19 protein-coding genes are annotated in these 18,305 nt (G+C 33.6%); 14 read left to right on the top strand and 5 right to left on the bottom strand.

The features are described 5' to 3' along the window. A partial coding sequence (locus tag AAC069_RS17025; RefSeq protein WP_339921633.1) for a T9SS type A sorting domain-containing protein occupies positions 1–710 on the top strand: 710 nt, incomplete at its 5' end. Between the two features lie 404 nt (positions 711–1,114). On the opposite strand, the gene AAC069_RS17020 is transcribed toward AAC069_RS17025, so the two are convergent. Together AAC069_RS17020 and AAC069_RS17015 are read right to left on the bottom strand one after the other, a co-directional pair. Then, on the bottom strand, positions 1,115–1,405 hold the full coding sequence (locus AAC069_RS17020) for a GIY-YIG nuclease family protein (RefSeq protein ID WP_339921632.1): 291 nt from the start codon (positions 1,403–1,405) through the stop codon (positions 1,115–1,117). Positions 1,406–1,573: 168 nt separating this feature from the next. Then, positions 1,574–2,155 carry a DUF1543 domain-containing protein gene (locus AAC069_RS17015; protein WP_339921631.1) on the bottom strand — a complete coding sequence of 194 codons (582 nt, stop codon included), beginning with the start codon at positions 2,153–2,155 and terminating at the stop codon, positions 1,574–1,576. Positions 2,156–2,241: 86 nt separating this feature from the next. Here AAC069_RS17015 and AAC069_RS17010 point away from each other — a divergent pair, with 86 nt between their 5' ends. After that, the gene (locus tag AAC069_RS17010; RefSeq protein WP_339921630.1) at positions 2,242–2,739 is read left to right on the top strand and encodes a hypothetical protein; all 498 of its coding nucleotides are present in this window, start codon (positions 2,242–2,244) and stop codon (positions 2,737–2,739) included. A 201-nt stretch (positions 2,740–2,940) separates the two neighbouring features. Continuing rightward, positions 2,941–3,462, top strand: coding sequence for a hypothetical protein (locus AAC069_RS17005; protein ID WP_339921629.1), 522 nt, complete (start codon positions 2,941–2,943; stop codon positions 3,460–3,462). Between the two features lie 114 nt (positions 3,463–3,576). Here the strand turns inward: AAC069_RS17005 and AAC069_RS17000 are convergent, their stop codons facing one another. Next, positions 3,577–4,533 carry a TerC family protein gene (locus AAC069_RS17000; protein WP_339921628.1) on the bottom strand — a complete coding sequence of 319 codons (957 nt, stop codon included), beginning with the start codon at positions 4,531–4,533 and terminating at the stop codon, positions 3,577–3,579. 292 nt (positions 4,534–4,825) lie between these two features. Between AAC069_RS17000 and AAC069_RS16995 the strand changes: the two genes are divergently transcribed. From AAC069_RS16995 to AAC069_RS16960, 8 genes are all read left to right on the top strand, one after another. Continuing rightward, complete coding sequence (locus AAC069_RS16995; protein WP_339921627.1) at positions 4,826–7,015, top strand: glutamine synthetase III; 2,190 nt, start codon at positions 4,826–4,828, stop codon at positions 7,013–7,015. Positions 7,016–7,771: 756 nt separating this feature from the next. Continuing rightward, entirely contained in the window at positions 7,772–8,647 is an 876-nt protein-coding gene (locus tag AAC069_RS16990) for a hypothetical protein (protein WP_339921626.1), read from the top strand. A gap of 61 nt (positions 8,648–8,708) precedes the next feature. Then, positions 8,709–9,248: a hypothetical protein gene (locus AAC069_RS16985; protein ID WP_339921625.1), complete on the top strand. Its 540-nt coding sequence runs from the start codon at positions 8,709–8,711 to the stop codon at positions 9,246–9,248. A gap of 7 nt (positions 9,249–9,255) precedes the next feature. Further along, positions 9,256–9,657: a curli-like amyloid fiber formation chaperone CsgH gene (gene csgH, locus AAC069_RS16980; RefSeq protein WP_339921624.1), complete on the top strand. Its 402-nt coding sequence runs from the start codon at positions 9,256–9,258 to the stop codon at positions 9,655–9,657. A gap of 5 nt (positions 9,658–9,662) precedes the next feature. Further along, entirely contained in the window at positions 9,663–9,983 is a 321-nt protein-coding gene (locus AAC069_RS16975) for a CsgE family curli-type amyloid fiber assembly protein (RefSeq protein WP_339921634.1), read from the top strand. 15 nt (positions 9,984–9,998) lie between these two features. Further along, positions 9,999–10,397, top strand: coding sequence for a curli production assembly/transport component CsgF (locus AAC069_RS16970; RefSeq protein WP_339921623.1), 399 nt, complete (start codon positions 9,999–10,001; stop codon positions 10,395–10,397). Positions 10,398–10,401: 4 nt separating this feature from the next. After that, the gene (locus AAC069_RS16965; protein ID WP_339921622.1) at positions 10,402–11,775 is read left to right on the top strand and encodes a CsgG/HfaB family protein; all 1,374 of its coding nucleotides are present in this window, start codon (positions 10,402–10,404) and stop codon (positions 11,773–11,775) included. 58 nt (positions 11,776–11,833) lie between these two features. Then, complete coding sequence (locus AAC069_RS16960; RefSeq protein WP_339921621.1) at positions 11,834–13,327, top strand: carboxypeptidase regulatory-like domain-containing protein; 1,494 nt, start codon at positions 11,834–11,836, stop codon at positions 13,325–13,327. A gap of 142 nt (positions 13,328–13,469) precedes the next feature. On the opposite strand, the gene AAC069_RS16955 is transcribed toward AAC069_RS16960, so the two are convergent. After that, positions 13,470–13,742, bottom strand: a complete 273-nt coding sequence (locus AAC069_RS16955; protein WP_339921619.1) for a DUF4242 domain-containing protein — start codon at positions 13,740–13,742, stop codon at positions 13,470–13,472. Positions 13,743–14,133: 391 nt separating this feature from the next. Between AAC069_RS16955 and AAC069_RS16950 the strand changes: the two genes are divergently transcribed. The 3 genes from AAC069_RS16950 (at position 14,134) to AAC069_RS16940 (ending at position 16,452) form a co-directional block, all read left to right on the top strand. Then, on the top strand, positions 14,134–15,312 hold the full coding sequence (locus AAC069_RS16950; protein WP_339921618.1) for an AIR synthase related protein: 1,179 nt from the start codon (positions 14,134–14,136) through the stop codon (positions 15,310–15,312). Positions 15,313–15,408: 96 nt separating this feature from the next. Beyond that, a complete protein-coding gene (locus AAC069_RS16945) occupies positions 15,409–15,771 on the top strand; it encodes a hypothetical protein (RefSeq protein ID WP_339921617.1) in 363 nt (120 codons plus the stop codon). 72 nt (positions 15,772–15,843) lie between these two features. Further along, positions 15,844–16,452, top strand: coding sequence for a GNAT family protein (locus AAC069_RS16940; RefSeq protein WP_339921616.1), 609 nt, complete (start codon positions 15,844–15,846; stop codon positions 16,450–16,452). On the opposite strand, the gene AAC069_RS16935 is transcribed toward AAC069_RS16940, so the two are convergent. Continuing rightward, positions 16,449–18,302: a PAS domain-containing protein gene (locus tag AAC069_RS16935; protein WP_339921615.1), complete on the bottom strand. Its 1,854-nt coding sequence runs from the start codon at positions 18,300–18,302 to the stop codon at positions 16,449–16,451. The genes AAC069_RS16940 and AAC069_RS16935 overlap by 4 nt on opposite strands. Positions 18,303–18,305 lie beyond the last annotated feature (3 nt).

Raw genomic sequence — 18,305 nt, 5'->3', positions numbered from 1 at the left:
CAAGTGCAGTGGCGACATCCGGCATCTATTATATTAAAGTAACCACCGGTGCAGGCTGTATAGATATTAAATCGGTAGCAGTGACAGTTAATGGGAAACCAGACGCACCAACTTTTTGCGTAGTGCAACCGTCTCTTTGCAGTACAGCAAAAGGAAGTGTTACCATAAATAGTCCATGCGGTGCTGAATATGAATACAGCATCAAAAATGGTGATGCTGGAACATGGCAATCGGCAATACTTTTTGGAAATTTGGATCCTGGTGATGTAACTGGTATAAGAGTAAGAAATAAAAATACGGGTTGTGTTTCAAATGCCGCATTTTGTGCTACGTCAAATTGCTCAGTAGCGCCTTGTCAATCCTCTGCGAAAATTGCCCGTCCAGAGGCTAAAACCATATCTGTAATTGCGCCTATAGAAACATCAACATCAACAACGAGTAAAACGGCAAGTTCAGGTTTTGATGCTTACCCCGTTCCTTTCAAAGATCAGCTTACGGTCAAATACAAATTTGATTACAAATCTGATGTGAAAATTGAGGTGTTTAATGCGCAAGGTATTTCCGTGCTTTCAAAATCTGACACTAATGGTTACATGAACAAAGAAGTGACTCTAGACCTTAAATTGAATAAGGAAAAAGAGCAAGTGTATATTGTGAAGCTGACCACCGATAGAGAAACAAGTACAAAAAAAGTTTTATCTTCCAAATAATTCCAATCCAATTTAAACTAAAAAGCATCCGCGAAAACGGATGCTTTTTTTATGCTCGTAAATTCGTTACCGTCAGTTCGAGTTGAGCAGTGATTTGCGACAGAAAATCATTGCGAAGTATCGAGAACAGTTATGGAATTAAATCTTCTCGATACAATTTTACTTTATTAAAACTGGAGTTTTAACAAAGTAAAATCACTCGAAGTGACGGCAGTTGTTGCGCTATTTTGCAGTCGTCATTGGTTCGTTACCGTCAGTTCGAGTTGAGCAGTGATTTGCGATAGAAAATCATTGCGAAGTATCGAGAACAGTTCCGTCCTTAAGGCTTCTCGATACAATTTTACGTTATTAAAACTAGCGTTTTAACAAAGTAAAATCACTCGAAGTGACGGCAGAAGGAGTTGTTATTTAAATTTTTTCCTTGCTAAATTCGGAAGCGCATCGTAATCATCATTTATTAACGCTTCTTTTTTGGCTTGAGACCATTTTTTAATTTGTTTTTCCGTCTCAATTGCTAAATTTATATCGGTAAACTCACAATAAAAGACCAATTCAATGGGTCTTCTTTTGATAGTGTAGCAATCAGGATAAAACCCCACTTGATGTTGAAAAACTCTTTGTTCTAAATTACTTGTTACACCGGTATAATAGGTTTTATCGGAGCACTTAAGAATATAAACATAGGATTGTTTCATGTTACGAATATAATAATATTCCGCCAGTTCGAGTTGAGCAGTGATTTGCGACAGAAAATCATTGCGAAGTATCGTGAACAGTTATGGAATTAAATCTTCTCGATACAGTTTTACGTCATTAATACTCGCGTTTTAACAACGTAAAATCACTAAAAGCGACGGCAGTTGCTATAAATCATCAACAATTTTACTCAATTTCAAATACCCAATATGCAAAACGTCTTCTTGCAGAGTTTTCTCTGATTTACTGATTTTTAAAGTATATCTTTCTTTGAACTGGCTATCGAGTATATCGGTTACTCTATAAAGTTCGTCTACGTCGATTCCGTATTTGTCGTCGATATGGGAGGCGCCGGCTCCCTTGAAACCGCAATGTTTGAAGAAAGTGCTCTTTTTAGCTTTTTTGGATGCCAATCCCATACTTTGGGCAACGGTTAGGATTTTATAATGGTACTCTTCAAACTCATTTTCCTTATAACCGCCCAAGTTGATGAAAAACAAATGGTCTAAATTGGTGTTTTCAACCGCTTCTTTGGCTATAATCTCGATTGCAAAATTATCGACGACGGAAACTTCGCGCCAGGCATCAATATGTATTCTTCCTTTCGCTTCAGGCCAAAAAGCCTTCATCTGTGGAATCAATTCCTTTAAGGAATTACCAATTCCAAAAAAAATATCGTGTTGTTCTGTAATTCGGCCAGCTGGTGTACAGCCTAGCATGATCATGTATAATTTGAGTTTTTTATCCATACTTCAAAGCTACATAATTTTCACAAAATAAACTTTGGCACAGTTCGTGGATATACGCAATCAAAGAAACCAATAAAATTAAAAACATGAAAAAGATAATTACACTTTTAGCCATTGCAGGGTTGTTGACTTTGCAAAGTTGCACAACATCAGGTAGTTTTGAAATTGCACCTATTGCGACAACAGAAGTTTTTGAAGTAACGACTTCGTTCAATTCGACAAATAATTTCAGTCGATTAGTAACCTTTAATCCACCAATTTATTCTTCAGATGTTGTTCTGACGTATCGATTATCGGGTTCTAATTATCAAGGAGACGTGTGGGAATTATTACCAGAAACCTACTATTTTAATAATGGAGCATTGGATTTTGGTTATAAATTTGATTATACTAATCGCGATGTAAGAATATATATGATTGGTAACGATTTACAATCCGTGTCTACGAGCTTTAGGCTTAATCAGGTAATTCGAATTGTTATTGTGCCTGCGAGCTACGCCAAATCAATAAATAAAAATAGTTATTCTGATGTGATTACTGCTTTAAACGTAAAGGATAGCCAAATTCAGAAAATTGATCTTTAATAAACAAATAGTGAAAGAGGGAGCCGAGAGGTTTCCTTTTTTTACATCAAAATGAAAGGGTAAAGGTGTTTTTTCTCTCGTTAGAAAATATATCTTTTATTTAAATACCTGATTAGCTGAGAAATAATGATAAAAATTGTGACTTTGGTATAATTAATGCATAATAAACAGTAGTGAAATAACCATTTAAAAGAAATAAATATGAAAAAGATAAGTACAATTTTGGCAATTATTGGAATGATTGTCCTTTCAAGTTGTTCAGGGCCAGAAGGGCCTCCAGGATATGACGGACTTGATGGACAAGATGGGTTAGTGGGCGAAGTTTTCGAACTTAAAAATGTTAACTTCAGCTATAACGCAACAGATGGTTATACTATTTATAGAGCATTGAATCCAAAGATTTTTGCTTCTGATGTGGTACTGATTTACAGAATGAGGGGAACTATAAATGCAAGCACTCCAATTTGGCAACTTATTCCCAGAACTCTTTTTCTACCGCAAGGTGAGCTAGATTATGATTTTGATTTTAGCAGGGAAGATTTTACGATTTATGCAGGAGGTAATTATGACTTAAGTACAACACCATCATACTTAAATAATCAAACCTTTCGTATTGTAATTGTTCCTGGTAGTTTTTCTACTTCAATTAATAAAAATAATTATGCAGATGTAATTACTGCTCTAAATATAAATGAAAGCCAAATTCAGAATATTAATTTTTAATATTTTGGGTATTGCACAAAAAAAGGAAATCCCCCGATTTCCTTTTTTTTATGCTTTAATTTTAAATGTTTGCCTTCGAACGCAATGAGTCATAGATAAGCTAAGCGGTATTGTTTAGTTTTCTTCTGGGGGCTTCTGCTTACTCATTCGTAAGGAAACTACAATTCCCGCTAAAAGCGAAAAGGCAATAAAAACCAAGGAAGCCCACTCTGGAATTTCAATAAATTCATGGAGTAACATTTTAAGACCTACGAAACTTAATATCGCAATAAGGCTAAATTCTAAATAACTAAATTTTTCAAGCATATTAGCTAGAAAGAAATACATGGATCGCAATCCTAATATGGCAAATATGTTAGAGCTAAAAACTAAAAATGGATCGCTTGTGATTGCTAGAATTGCAGGAACACTGTCAATAGCAAATACCACATCCATAACTTCAATGACTACTAAAGCCACAAATAAAGGAGTAGCGGCGGTGATATGTCGTCTTTTTACAAAAAAATGTTCTTTATCGATATGATTTGAAATAGGAACTATCCTTTTTAGACTTTTATATACAAATGATTTTTTAGGTTCAAATTTTTCTTCTCCGTTTGAGAATAGCATTTTCATTGCCGTAAAAATAAGGAAGAAGCCAAAAAGATAAGTAGCCCAAAAGAATTTATGTATTAATAAAACACCAAAAAAGATCATTAAACCCCTAAAAACGATGGCGCCTAATATACCCCAGAATAAAACTCTGTGTTGGTATTTTTGCGGAATCTTAAAAGATGAAAAAATGATGGCAATGACAAATATATTATCGACACTAAGCGATAATTCGATTAAATATCCGGTAATGAATTTTATCGATGCGGCAAGAGGTTTAAGTCCGTCCGGGTTAGCAATATACTCGTTAGCATATATCCAATAGATAACTCCTGAGAAGAGAAAAGAAAGTGTCACCCAGATTATGGTCCACTTAGTAGCTTCTTTTGTGCTAATAATGTGGGGTGTTTTATTAAATACACCTAGATCTAATGCAAGAATGATAATAACGATAACAAAGAAAGAAATCCAGACAATCATAAATCGAGTTATTTATTGATTGACAAAGATACTTTTTGATTTCTAACTTCGAAAGTTATTCATATAAAGTTGAATTTTAAGACAAAAGGAGTCTTGTAGTTTAATTGAAATGTCAATTTGGAAATATATGGGCTGAAAATTAATAGGTTGTCATTATATGAGGATATTTTTACGAAAACCGCAATTTAATTGGATTTACCCTAAATAAACAGAGGTAAAATTTCATAAAAACATTATTTGAGTTATATTTGCACCTCAATAATAGGGGTTTAATTTTTTAAATATAATTTTTATGTCAACAATACGTTTCCAAGCTTTGAGAGAAGCATCAACAAGAAAGCCAATTAAATTTGAAGAATCTGGTAGAAAATCAATTCTTTTCGGTTCAAATGTTTTTAATGATAAAGCAATGAAGCAATATTTAACTTCAGACGCTTTTAAAGGAGTTCAAGGTGCTGTACAGCATGGAACTAAAATAGACAGAAAATTAGCTGACTATATTGCAATGGGTATGAAAGAATGGGCCTTGGCTAAAGGAGTTACTCATTACACGCACTGGTTTCAACCATTGACTGGAGCTACTGCTGAAAAACATGATGCTTTCTTTGAAACTTCTTATGATGGTAGTGATCCAGTAGAAAAATTTGGAGGAGCACAATTAGTGCAACAAGAACCAGATGCATCTAGTTTTCCTAATGGAGGAATTAGAAATACTTTTGAAGCAAGAGGATATACAGCTTGGGATCCTACATCTCCAGCATTCATTTTTGGTACTACATTATGTATTCCAACGGTTTTTATCTCATACACAGGAGAAGCTTTAGATTATAAAACACCTTTGTTGCGTGCTTTGCAAGTTATGGATGAAGCAGCTACAGATGTTTGTAAATATTTTGATAAAAATGTAAAGAAAGTTACTGCAACCCTAGGATGGGAGCAAGAATATTTCTTGATAGATAGAGCATTAGCACTTTCTCGCCCAGACCTTATGATGACTGGAAGAACTTTGTTAGGACATACCTCTGCAAAAGGACAACAATTAGACGATCATTATTTTGGTTCAATTCCTACTCGTGCGCTTACTTATATGAGAGATCTTGAGCAAGAATGTATGTTACTTGGAATACCAGTAAAAACACGTCACAATGAAGTAGCTCCAAATCAATTTGAGTTGGCACCTATTTTCGAAGAAACAAACCTTGCTGTAGATCACAACTGTTTGTTGATGGATGTAATGGAAAAAGTGGCTGAACGTCATGATTTGAAAGTATTATTTCATGAAAAACCATTTAAAGGAGTAAACGGTTCAGGAAAACATAATAACTGGTCATTAGCAACAGACACAGGTGTAAACTTGTTGAGTCCAAGTAAAACGCCAATGAGCAATTTACAGTTTTTGACTTTCTTTATCAATACTATAAAAGCAGTACACGACAATGAATCTTTGTTAAGAGGAGCTATTGCAACTGCAGGAAACGATCATAGATTAGGTGCAAATGAGGCGCCACCGGCAATTATCTCTGTATTTATTGGAGAACAATTGACTAAGGTGTTAGCTGAATTAGAAGGAGTAACAGCTGGTAAATTATCACCAGAAGAAAAAACAGATTTAAAATTAAATGTTGTAGGTAAAATTCCAGACGTTCTTTTGGATAATACAGACAGAAATAGAACTTCACCATTTGCTTTTACAGGAAATAAATTTGAGTTTAGAGCAGTAGGTTCTAATTCTAACTGTTCTAATTCAATGACTACATTGAATGCGATTGTTGCAAAACAATTGAAAGATTTCAAGAAAGAAGTTGACGCTTTGATTGAGACAAAAGACATGAAGAAAGACGATGCTATTTTCAATGTTTTGAGAGAATACATTAAACATTCTAAAAAGATCCTTTTTGAAGGAGATGGATATAGTGAAGCATGGGAAATAGAAGCTGAAAAAAGAGGATTGAGTAACTTCAAAACGACTCCTTTAGCATTGAAAGCAAGAGCGTCTAAACAAGCATTAGATTTGTTTTCTGATCTAGGAATCATGAATCACGTAGAGGTTGAAGCGCGTTACGAAATTGAATTGGAAGAGTATACTAAGAAAATTCAAATTGAAGGTAGAGTATTAGGTGATATTGCAACAAACCACGTAATTCCAACCGCGATTCGTTACCAGAACACTTTAATTGAAAATGTAAGCGGGTTGAAAAACATCTTTGGAGCTGATTTTGAAAATGTTGCCAAAGAGCAAATTATTTTAATCAAAGACATTTCTAAGCATATCGAAGGAATCAATTCTAAAGTAGTAGAGATGACTAACGAAAGAAAGAAAGCGAATGTATTGACTGATGGTCAAGAAATGGCAGAAGCTTACTGTGATAAAGTAAAACCTTATTTTGAGGTGATACGTGAGCATTGTGATAAATTAGAGCTTTTAGTTGATAATGAACTATGGACTTTAACTAAATACAGAGAATTGTTGTTTACGAAATAGTAATCAAGTAATCTTATATATTAGAAATGCCTATCCAGTTTTGGATAGGCATTTTTTATTGTTCTGATTTTAATATTTGGATAGACAATTTTTTACTTCATAATTGAAAATTTAAGAGCCATTTTTAGAATAAAGATTGTGTTATTTTAAAATGTATTAAGGTAATTATTGGATGGTTTTATAGCCAATAAATAAGAAAAATAACTTCATGTTATCAAAATAGATAGTATTTTAAATTCTAATTCATGAATGTTTCCTTAACCATGGTTGTCACTACCGTGACCTAAATAATTAATTATTAATGTCTTACTATTTAATGAATCTAAGAATTTAGATTTTAAGTAGAAAATTCTTTAGACTTAGTTTTTTTTTTCGATTTTTCATTCAATTTATTTTTTATTTGCGATTTATTTGAAGGAAATTTCCGAGGTGGTAATTCAAAAAAGATGTGTTTTACCGAGAAATTGTTTCTCTTTATCGAAAAAAGAAGAAATGTTAATAGTTATGTTGTAGATAGTTAGCGTTTTAGACTTTTATCTATAACTTTGATTTAAGATAATTGATAAGACATATTCTATATAAATACTTGTTTTTTTAAAGTTTATATATCCAAAAATTCTTACACTGTAGAGTAGTTCTAAATACCTCGTTTTACTCTAAATACCACCTTTTTTTTATCTTATATCCTGCCCTGGATCATATGTTATAATTGCCTACATCTGAATATGTATTAATAACCAATTAAATATATTTATTATGAAAAAAGTGATTTTAAGCATCTCCGCGATGCTATTCGGAACAGCAATGTGCTTGGCACAATCAACAGCGCCTCATGGAGCTTCAGCTTCAACATATGTAGCGCATTACAGTTCTGTTATGTCAACAGGTAACGGTAATGACGCTACTATTTCACAAGTAGGTACACAGCACCAGTCAAATGTCATTCAAGACGGAAAAAATGGTTTAGTTCTTGGGGATGGATGGAAAAACGAAGCATGGGTTACTCAAACTGGTTTAAATCAAGTAGCAGTAATAGGATCGCATGGTGATAAAAACGATGCTAGAATCGTACAAAAGAATCAATTTAACATCGCTACAATTGATCAAGGAGTGGGGTATGCAGAAAAAAATAGTGCTACTGCTAGACAAGACGGAGTTAAAAATGAGTCTATGCAAACTCAACGTTTTGATAAAAACACTGCACTTGTTGTACAAGACGGGAATAGAAATGAGGCTGTACAGGATCAAAGAACTATGACTAACATGGCGAAAGGAAGTAACGCTGTTATTCGTCAAGATGGTAAAAGAAATCGCGCTGAACAAACTCAAAAAGGAGAAAAGAATGATGCGAGAACTGTCCAAACAGGTGATTTTAACGACTCAGAAACGACTCAGACCGGTAATGGGAATGATGATATAACTAATCAGACAGGTGATTACAATATGTCATGGACTATACAAACTGGTGATAAGAATGAGGCTATTACTCGTCAAAATGGTGACTTTAATATGTCTGATATTACTCAAACTGGTAATAAAAACTTCGCGAGAGTTAGACAATTCAATGATTATCAAATCAGTACTGTAACTCAAATGGGGAACAATAATGGTGCTAACGTTTATCAATTCTAATAACTTATAAAAAAGAGGTAGTTTAAAAAGAACTACCTCTTTTTTTTTAATAAAAAACATCATGAAAACTAAAATATATATTCTTTTTATTATGTTTTCATTTTCAGAGATTGCTTTCTGTCAAAATGATAATGAGGAAAAGGAAAGTAAAGCTTTTAATTCATTAACTGATTTTTCTAAAGATTTGCGATATCATTTAATAAGCCAAATTGATTATGCGAATAAAAAGAGTAGTTCAGAAAGGAATTTTCAACAAAACAGTAGTTTAAATATCAATCAAATTGGGAACTTTAATACAGTTGCAGTGAATATAAAAGCACAATCAGTAGATCTTGATATTTTACAATATGGAGATGAAAATACATTTCAATTAGACAACCAAGTTGATACCTTCAAACATAAGGTAGTTCAGGTAGGACAAAAAAATACTATTATAGATGTTTCTCGTCATACTAACAGCGGTATTGATGTAAATATGGAGTTTGTTCAAAAAGGGAATAATCAAAATATTCGCAACTATGGAACTAATTCTATGTCAAAAGATATGAAAGTTATTCAAAAAGGCAACGGAGCTTCAGTCTTTATTATTAATCATAAATAAGCGACTAATGAAAATCAGTAATCAATTTAAAGTGTTTTTTGTTTTTTTATTATTTACTGTAGGATGTTATTCGCAAACAACAAATACAAAAGTTAAGGCTAGAATTGTATATGAAGAAAATGATAGAATCATTAAAATTACTGGTACAGCCGAAAATTTAACAGACATACTGCAAAGCATGTCTTATAGCTTGTCAGTCATAAAAAAAAACAGTTCTAATGATAATACATCTAATAATGTGCAAGAAGGCTTTTTTAACTTAGGTCCTAATGAAAATAAAAATTTATCTACTACTCAAATTAACCTTGGTAATGAAGATGAAGTGATTGTTCTGCTACTTTTTTATGATGAAAGCAAAAAACTCATAGGGAAGGACAGAGTCGTATTTGGTGAAGAAAAAAAAAAGTAGAAACAATACCAGTTGATGGTTTTGAATTAAGAGGAATAGTTTCAGATGAGACGAAAACTAAAATGGGAAGAGACTTCTATGATTTATATTATTATTTATATAATGAGTATAAAATTAACTCCAATAAACTTGTGGTGATTAATGAAGAATTCAGCTTTTCAAGAAACACAAAAATATCGATTAACATAAATAATGAAGTTGTTAATGAGTTTTTATCTCGGCCAGATGAAGAATATATAGAGGCAATGGCTCAGCAATCGATTTACCAAACCTATCTATATTTAAAGAATTTGGAAAAGGAAAGTAAATATTTTACACAGTATTAATTTAATATATGATTTATGAAACTTTTATTTTCTCTTGCTATACTTTTATTTTCACTATCAGTCTTTGCACAAGAATTAGTGTATAAGCCACGTAATCCTGCTTTTGGAGGAGATACTTTTAATTATCAATGGATGATTGGTTCTGCAGAGTCTCAAAATAAATTTAAAGATCAAGAACTGCAAAGAGATGAGCTGACTGAATTACAACAATTCACAGCGGATTTGAACTCGCAATTACTGAGTTCAGTTTCAAGATCCTTATTTACACAACAGTTTGGAACAGAGGGAATATCTGTTGGGAGTTATGTTTTTGGGAGTTTGTCTGTTGAGGTATATCCTTCTTCAGGAGGTTTAACAGTTGATATTCTAGATACAAAAACAGGTGAACAAACACAAGTAATTATCCCAAATTAATACTATGCAATTTAAATCCTACTTAGTTTTTCCAATTATTTTTTTATTCTTAAGTTGCGGTGCTTTTTATAACCAACCCACTGGTGTAGAGAAAGCAGTGATAGGAGAAAGTACTCCAGCCACATCCCTATTAAAAGAGCTTCCGAAAGCAAAAGAACCTATTGTCGTGGGAATCTATAAATTTAGAGACCAAACGGGGCAATATAAAGCCTCCGAAAACGGAAGTACATTTAGCACTGCGGTAACCCAAGGAGCGACTTCAATATTAATTAAAGCGCTTGAAGATTCAAAATGGTTTGTGCCTATTGAGCGTGAAAATATTGGAAATTTACTTCAAGAAAGAAATCTTATTCGTTCCACTAGACAAGAATACACTGCAAACGTTGATCCTAAGGCACCACAAATTACGCCTTTATTATATGCAGGAGTTTTACTTGAAGGCGGAATAATCTCTTATGATTCTAATATTATTACAGGTGGTTTTGGAGCTCGATATTTTGGTACAGGGGCATCTGTAAAATACAGACAGGATCGAGTTACTATATACTTACGTATGGTTTCTACTGCAAATGGAAAAATACTGAAATCAGTTTATATTTCAAAAACAATTCTTTCTCAAGCCATTGATCAAAGTCTTTTTAAATATGTGAATTTCAAAAGGCTATTAGAGGTAGAGACGGGATACACTACAAATGAACCCATACAAATGGCAGTTACAGAAGCAATCGAGAAAGCGGTAGCTTCGCTAGTTATGGAAGGAATCAAAGATGGGATATGGGAGTCAGCGGCGGCTAAAGAAGAAATAGATTCCGTAATGTTAAAATATAAAAACGAGAATGAAGAAGCTGACGTAACAGCGATATACGGTAGAAAATTAACAGACAGAAGGTCAAAATTCGGGATTGAATTTTCTGGCGGTCTGACTTTAATGGATGGAGACCGTGTAGATCCGCTACTGCGCCCAATGGTACGTGGAGCTTTGAAATATTTTTTAACACCAAGTATTAACCTAAGCGCTTCGACAAATGTTATAAAGCTTGCAAATAAAGGCTATTCTGACAAAGGCTATGCAACATTTGATCTTAATGCAGAATACATTTTATTGCCAAAAGATAAATTGACTCCCTATATTTTTGCCGGAGGAGGCTATGGTTTTAATAAAGAGTTTGAAAATATTCATGCAAAAGTTCAGTATGGAGCTGGTCTTGAATATATGGCTTCAGACAATTTTGGGATAAAAATGTATGGAGAACACAACTTGAATTTTAGTGATAATATTGATTACTTAGAAAGAGGCGTTCGAGACGATTACTATTATCGATTTGGCTTAGGACTGACATATTATTTTGGAAATAAAAAAATAAAAACGCAAAAATAAATGATGATAGTATTGTTCGTAAATAATTGTCTATCACTTAAATTTTAATATTAAAATAATGAAAAATATATATCTAATACTAAGTTTGTCCCTACTATTTCTTTTCAGCTCTTGTAGCGAGGAAAAAATTTCAGGAGAAGACTTTGGAACTGTTGAAGGAAGAGTAGTAAGTGCGATCACTTTTAAACCTTTGGAGAATGTAAAGGTTTTTTCAAACCCAAGTTCAAGTATTGTTTTTACAGATAGTGACGGTCGGTTTTCTATTCCAAAAATTAAAGTTGGTCAATATTCATTTGAAGCGCAAAAAGACGGTTATCTTGCTAAATTTGAATCGGGAACGATAAATATAAATAGCAGCACTAGCCTGGTTTTCGAACTAAAATTATCAACTTCAAATAATAAACCGCCAACCGCAGCTGTATTAGTTTCTCCAGCTGATAATGCGGTAAACCAAAGCTTAGAATTAAATATAAGTTGGACTGCCACCGATCCAGAAACGGATGTGTTGACCTACGAAGTTACTTTGAGGAATGATGCTACTAGTGATGTTATCGTTTATTCAAATTTGACGGAACCTAATTACATTCTGAAAAATCTGAAATACAACACCAAATATTATTGGCAAGTATCCGTTTCAGATGGAATAAACTCAAAAGTTTTAAGTGCGGTCAATACATTTACCACATCAACTTTCCCGAATGCTCGATTTTTATTTGTCAAAAAAATAAATGACAATAATGTGATTTATGCTGGGAATGATGCAGGAGAACAATTGCAAATTACGACTTCGGCTACAAATAGTTGGAGACCAAGAAAGAATACACAATCCACAAAAATTGCTTTTATTAGATCAAGTGGATCGCAAAACCATATATACACCATGAATCCGGATGGTTCAGGAGTTTTTAAAGTAACAAATGCAGTTCCTGTTGCTGGTTTTAATCCAGATTTCATTAATTTTTCTTGGAATGCTTCAGGCAGTGAGATTATCTATCCCTATTTTGATAAATTATATAAGATAAATAAAGACGGAAGTGGTTTGACTAAAATCTATCAAACTACTGATGGAAGATTTATATCTGAGTGTGACTGGAGTAATGATGGTTCAAAAATCGCTTTGAAAATTAATAATGCAAATGGCTATAATGCGGAGATATTAGTAATTAATACGTCGGGAACAGTAATTAATCAAGTTTTATCAGGAATTGATGGTGCGTTAGGTGGTTTGAATTTTTCAGTAACGGGACAAAAACTAATCTTTACCAGAGATATATCAGGATATGAAAATACTAATTACAGACAACTTGATACAAGAATTTATCAGTATGCATTTAGCTCTTCTGCAATTACAGAAATAGGATATGATAAACCTTCAGGTAGTGTAGATTTGGACGTCAGATATTCTCCAAGCGAATCTGAATTGATTTTTGTCAACACATCAAATGACGGTTTATCTGTAAAAAATATTGTAAAACTGGTTCCTTCTACAAATAGCACAAGTTCTGTAAGATCAATACTGTTTTCAAATGCCAGTATGCCAGATTGGGAATAGTAGTAAACACTATATATAAAAAATGCCTATCCGTTTTGGATAGGCATTTTTTATATATTTAAAAGGCAAGTGATTGAACTCACTTTTAACTATAGTAGAAAACGGGGTGTTGTGAATTTCATTCGCTTTGATTTTAAAGCGACTACTCGGCAGTTATTGGATCTATAACTGCGGCAACTTTACTGATTGCGTTTACAGGAAAACCACCTAGTTTAGCGTGTTCTCGTACCATTTCTTCGTTTGGCGCATTGTATATGCAGTAAATTTTGTCATTAGTGACATAACTATTAACCCACTGTATTTGTGGTCCCAGTTTATCTAAAACTCCCATAGAAGTTTGTGAAATGGCTTTTAACTGTTCAGCATTCATTTTTCCGGCTTCGGGGATTTCTCTTTCAATTACGTACTTAGGCATGATGTTTAGTTTTGTTTTCCTACTCATTTACATTTTTGGAAAAACTCGTTTTTTATAGTGGTATCTGAATTCCACTTTATAACTTTATTTAGAGACAATAGTTCAAATAGGATGTAGTGAAATAAGTCGATAATACTATTAATCTCAAATAAAAAAGAGGTGGTTCAAGTCTTGATGTGGAAAGGTTATAAGATTTTAAAACGCCTTTTTTAAATGTATAAAAAACTGATATGTAGTCTGTTAGTATAAATTTAATGAATTAATTTTACATTCTGCAGATAAAGATAATATTTAACGAAACACTTAACGACCCAATAGGCATTACCCAAAAAAATATTTATCTTTGCCGCACAACCCAGTTGCCTAAAAACAACATACACAACTACACTACATGAGTTCAGATACTTCAAAAAGATATGCGCAACGCGGTGTTTCTGCATCCAAAGAAGATGTGCATAACGCCATAAAAAATATTGACAAAGGTTTGTATCCACAGGCATTTTGTAAAATTGTTCCGGATTACCTTACCCAAGACGAGGACTATTGTTTGATTATGCATGCAGATGGAGCAGGAACTAAATCTTCTTTGGCATATATGTACTGGAAAGAAACAGGAGATATATCAGTATGGAAAGGGATTGCTCAAGATGCATTAATAATGAATATTGATGATTTATTGTGTGTGGGAGCAACTGATAATATTCTGCTTTCTTCTACTATTGGTAGGAACAAAAATTTGATTACGGGAGAAGTGCTTTCGGCTATTATCAATGGAACAGAAGAACTGATTAAGGAGTTGGCTTCTTTTGGGGTAACCATACATTCTACAGGTGGAGAAACTGCTGATGTGGGTGATATCGTTCGTACCATTATCGTAGATTCTACCGTTACAGCTAGAATGAAACGTTCTAAAGTCATTGACAATGCTAATATCAAAGCAGGGGATGTGATTGTAGGTTTGGCCTCTTTTGGTCAGGCTACTTATGAAAAAAGCTACAATGGCGGAATGGGGAGTAATGGATTAACTTCTGCGCGTCATGATGTATTCGGGAAATATTTGGCTACTAAGTACCCAGAAAGTTTTGATGCGGCGGTACCCGAAGACTTAATTTACTCAGGACAAGTCAAATTAACTGACGCGGTGGAGAATTCTCCTATCGATGCAGGTCAATTAGTACTTTCACCAACGAGAACTTATGCACCTATTATCAAGAAGATTTTAGATAAATACGACGCTGCTGCCATTCATGGTATGGTACATTGTAGTGGAGGAGCACAGACAAAAATTTTGCATTTCGTAGAAAACCTTCACATCATAAAAGATAATTTATTCCCGGTTCCTCCTTTATTTAAGTTGATACAGGAACAGTCTAAAACAGATTGGAAGGAAATGTACCAAGTATTTAACTGTGGTCACCGTATGGAAATATATGTTCCTGAAGCAGTTGCCCAGGATATTATCGCTATTTCAAAATCATTCAATGTCGATGCACAAATCGTAGGAAGGGTAGAAGCAGCCGATACTAAAAAATTGACAATCACCAGCGAATACGGGACTTTCGAATATTAATATAATTAGAAGCTAATCCCGCTGTTCACTATATCTGTTGTGGCAAACACTGCCACAACAGGATGCCGTTTCCATCGGGGCTAAAAACACAATGATATGTACGAATTAATTTTTTGGAAATATTTAGAGGAGGTTTACTTAAATCATCAAGAAGTGTATGAAGCACTTGATGACGAAACTACAATTGAAGGCCTAGAAGAACTTCCTGTTCAAGTAATTTTGAATAGAATAGCTTCTGTATTTTCAAAATGGGAAAAAGTAGATGAAAACAGCTGGAAAAACAATAGTGGACCAGGAGCTTTTCAAGTATTGACAACACCACAAAGCATACAGATTGATTGCTATGGTACCGAAGGGAAAACAATGGATCAATTAGTGAACATTATGGAAGAATATAAATGTCCATTATATGACCCTCAAGTTCCTATGCGCTATGATGAAATGTATGCGCCGGAATAGTTCTACTTTATAAATAGAAATCAAAATATACAATAGAAGTAAAAAAGTACTATAATAATTGATAATTAGCCAATGAATTTTGATTCTTTTCCTAACTTAATTCTAGAAGACGAAACGGTTTTACTTCGACCACTTCTAGAAACTGATTTCGATAATTTATTAGATTTTTCAATTAACGAGCCTGATACTTGGAAATATTCTTTAGTACGTGCAAACGGAAAAGAGAATTTAGAAAAGTACATTCAAATAGCATTAGCTGCCAAAGAAAGAAAAATAGAGTTTCCGTTTATTGTTTTCGATAAAAAATCAGGCAAGTACGCTGGTAGTACTCGTTTCTATGATATCAATTTTGCTCATAAAACGCTGCAGCTCGGTTATACTTGGTACGGTCAAGCTTTTCGAGGAACAGGATTAAACAAACACTGTAAGCTTTTATTGTTACAATTTGCGTTTGAAATACTTGAGGTAGAACGTGTTGAGTTTAGAGCTGATAACGATAATAAAAGAAGTATTGCCGCGATGAAAAGTATCGGTTGTAAGGAAGAAGGCGTATTGCGAAATCATATGCCAACTTATAATAGTGATGTACGACGTGATACTATTGTTTTAAGCATTCTTAGAGACGAGTGGTTTGAGAATGTTAAGCACCGCCTAGTTGAGAATGTAAAGAAATTGAACTAATCTCCAAGCTTAGATTCTTTTTCTTTGCCGTCTTCTTCTTTAGTACCGTCTTCTTTTTTATCCTCTGTTTTTCTAAAGCCTATTAGTTGTCGGTATTTGGTTTCCGTTTTTTTTAATTCTTCCTCTAGGTGCTTGTATTTACTGATGTCTTTTATTGTAACTACAGCAGCAACTACGTTATTATCCTGATCTATTAGAGGCCTACCGCTAATAAGAACTCGTTTTTTTTCACGTTTGGCAGAGTCCCAAAGCACAATATCAATATCATTAGTAACTTCTCCGTTTAACGCGCGTTCCATAGGCAAATTTTGAGAAGGGAAAATGGTCTTTTCGTCAGGGAAATATAGCTCAAAATGATCTGAGATATTGGGAGATATAAGATCATCTTCTTCAATTCCAAACATTTCATTAGCATTGTAATTTGCCATGATTACTTTTTTATCTGAATTCGCAACGATGATGCCTTCACTTATATTCTCTAGAATTAGGCGTAATTTCTGTTCGTTTTCGTAGAGTTCGTCAATTGCCTGCTGTTGCTCTTTTTCTAATTGTACAAGTGCAGTAATATCTCTTGCAACGGCATACATTAATCCCGTTTTTGAATCAGCGATGGCAGACCAAACAAGCCATTTAATGGAGCCGTCTTTACAAATCCACCTGTTTTTAAACTCAAGTATTAGTGAGGAGCCATTTTTAATCTTCTCAATTTCCTTTTGGGTACTTTCTTTATCATCTGGATGAACAAAATGGAGAAAGGGATGTTTTAATAATTCGGCTTCTGAGTATCCTAATGTTTTAACCATTGTAGGATTTATTTTTTCAAATTTTTCCTTAGAAGCGATCGCCATTATGTCTAATGAAATATTGAAAAAATTATCAGCTGCATTCAGTGACTTTTCATTTTCAACTGATTGGGTTACATCAGTGGCAACGGCATATAATAAGCCTGTTTTTATATCGGGGAAGGTAGACCACTGAATCCATTTCATAGATCCATCTTTACCAATATATCTGTTTTTAAACTGTGTCGTAGTAGCTCCAGTTTCCAGTTTTACAACTTCTCCCTGCGTATTAGTTTTGTCTTCATCATAGACAAAGTTGAGAAAGGGTTGGCTTAATAATTCTTCTTCAGAGTACCCTAATATTTTGACTGTAGCCGGATTTACTTTAATGAAGTGTGTTGATGACGCAATAATCATCATTTCTGCCGACATAGTGAAGAATTTATCAGATGCAACTAATGATTCTTCCATTTCCTTTCTTTCAGTAATATCAGTAGATATCCCGCCGATGGCATAGATTCTTCCTGTTGAATCATACAATGGAAATTTTACGGCGATGTACGTATGTTTACCGTCCTTTTGCTGTATCGTTTCTTCAGTTTTTAATTCACGTAATTTTTTTACAACCTCAATGTCAGAATTTCTGTAGACATCAGCAACACTTTCTGGTAAAAAGTCAAAATCTGTTTTCCCTATTATTTCGTCGTTCGATATTTTAAATAAATCCCCAAATTGTTTGTTGATCAATATATATTCCCCGTTGATTTTTTTTATAAAAATGGGATTGGACGTATTGTCAATAATAGACTGAAGCAATTGTTTGTTGTCGAATAGTAATTTTTGAGATATTTTTTTTGCTTTTAATTGGGAATGAATAATAAAATAGACAACAATTAATAAAATTATAGATAGCCCAAATAAAGCAACTTCTATCCAATCTAATTTCGAATCCATTGTTTTGTCTCTTTGCTTATCAAGACGCGAAATGAAAATCCATCCCGAAGCAACGACAACCAGTACATTTATGACAAATCCTATAAATACTTTTTTTTCAAATGATATTTTCATGGA

This window comes from uncultured Flavobacterium sp. (assembly GCF_963974175.1).
Taxonomy (GTDB): Bacteria; Bacteroidota; Bacteroidia; order Flavobacteriales; family Flavobacteriaceae; genus Flavobacterium.
This window is presented reverse-complemented; position numbering and strand designations above follow the sequence as displayed.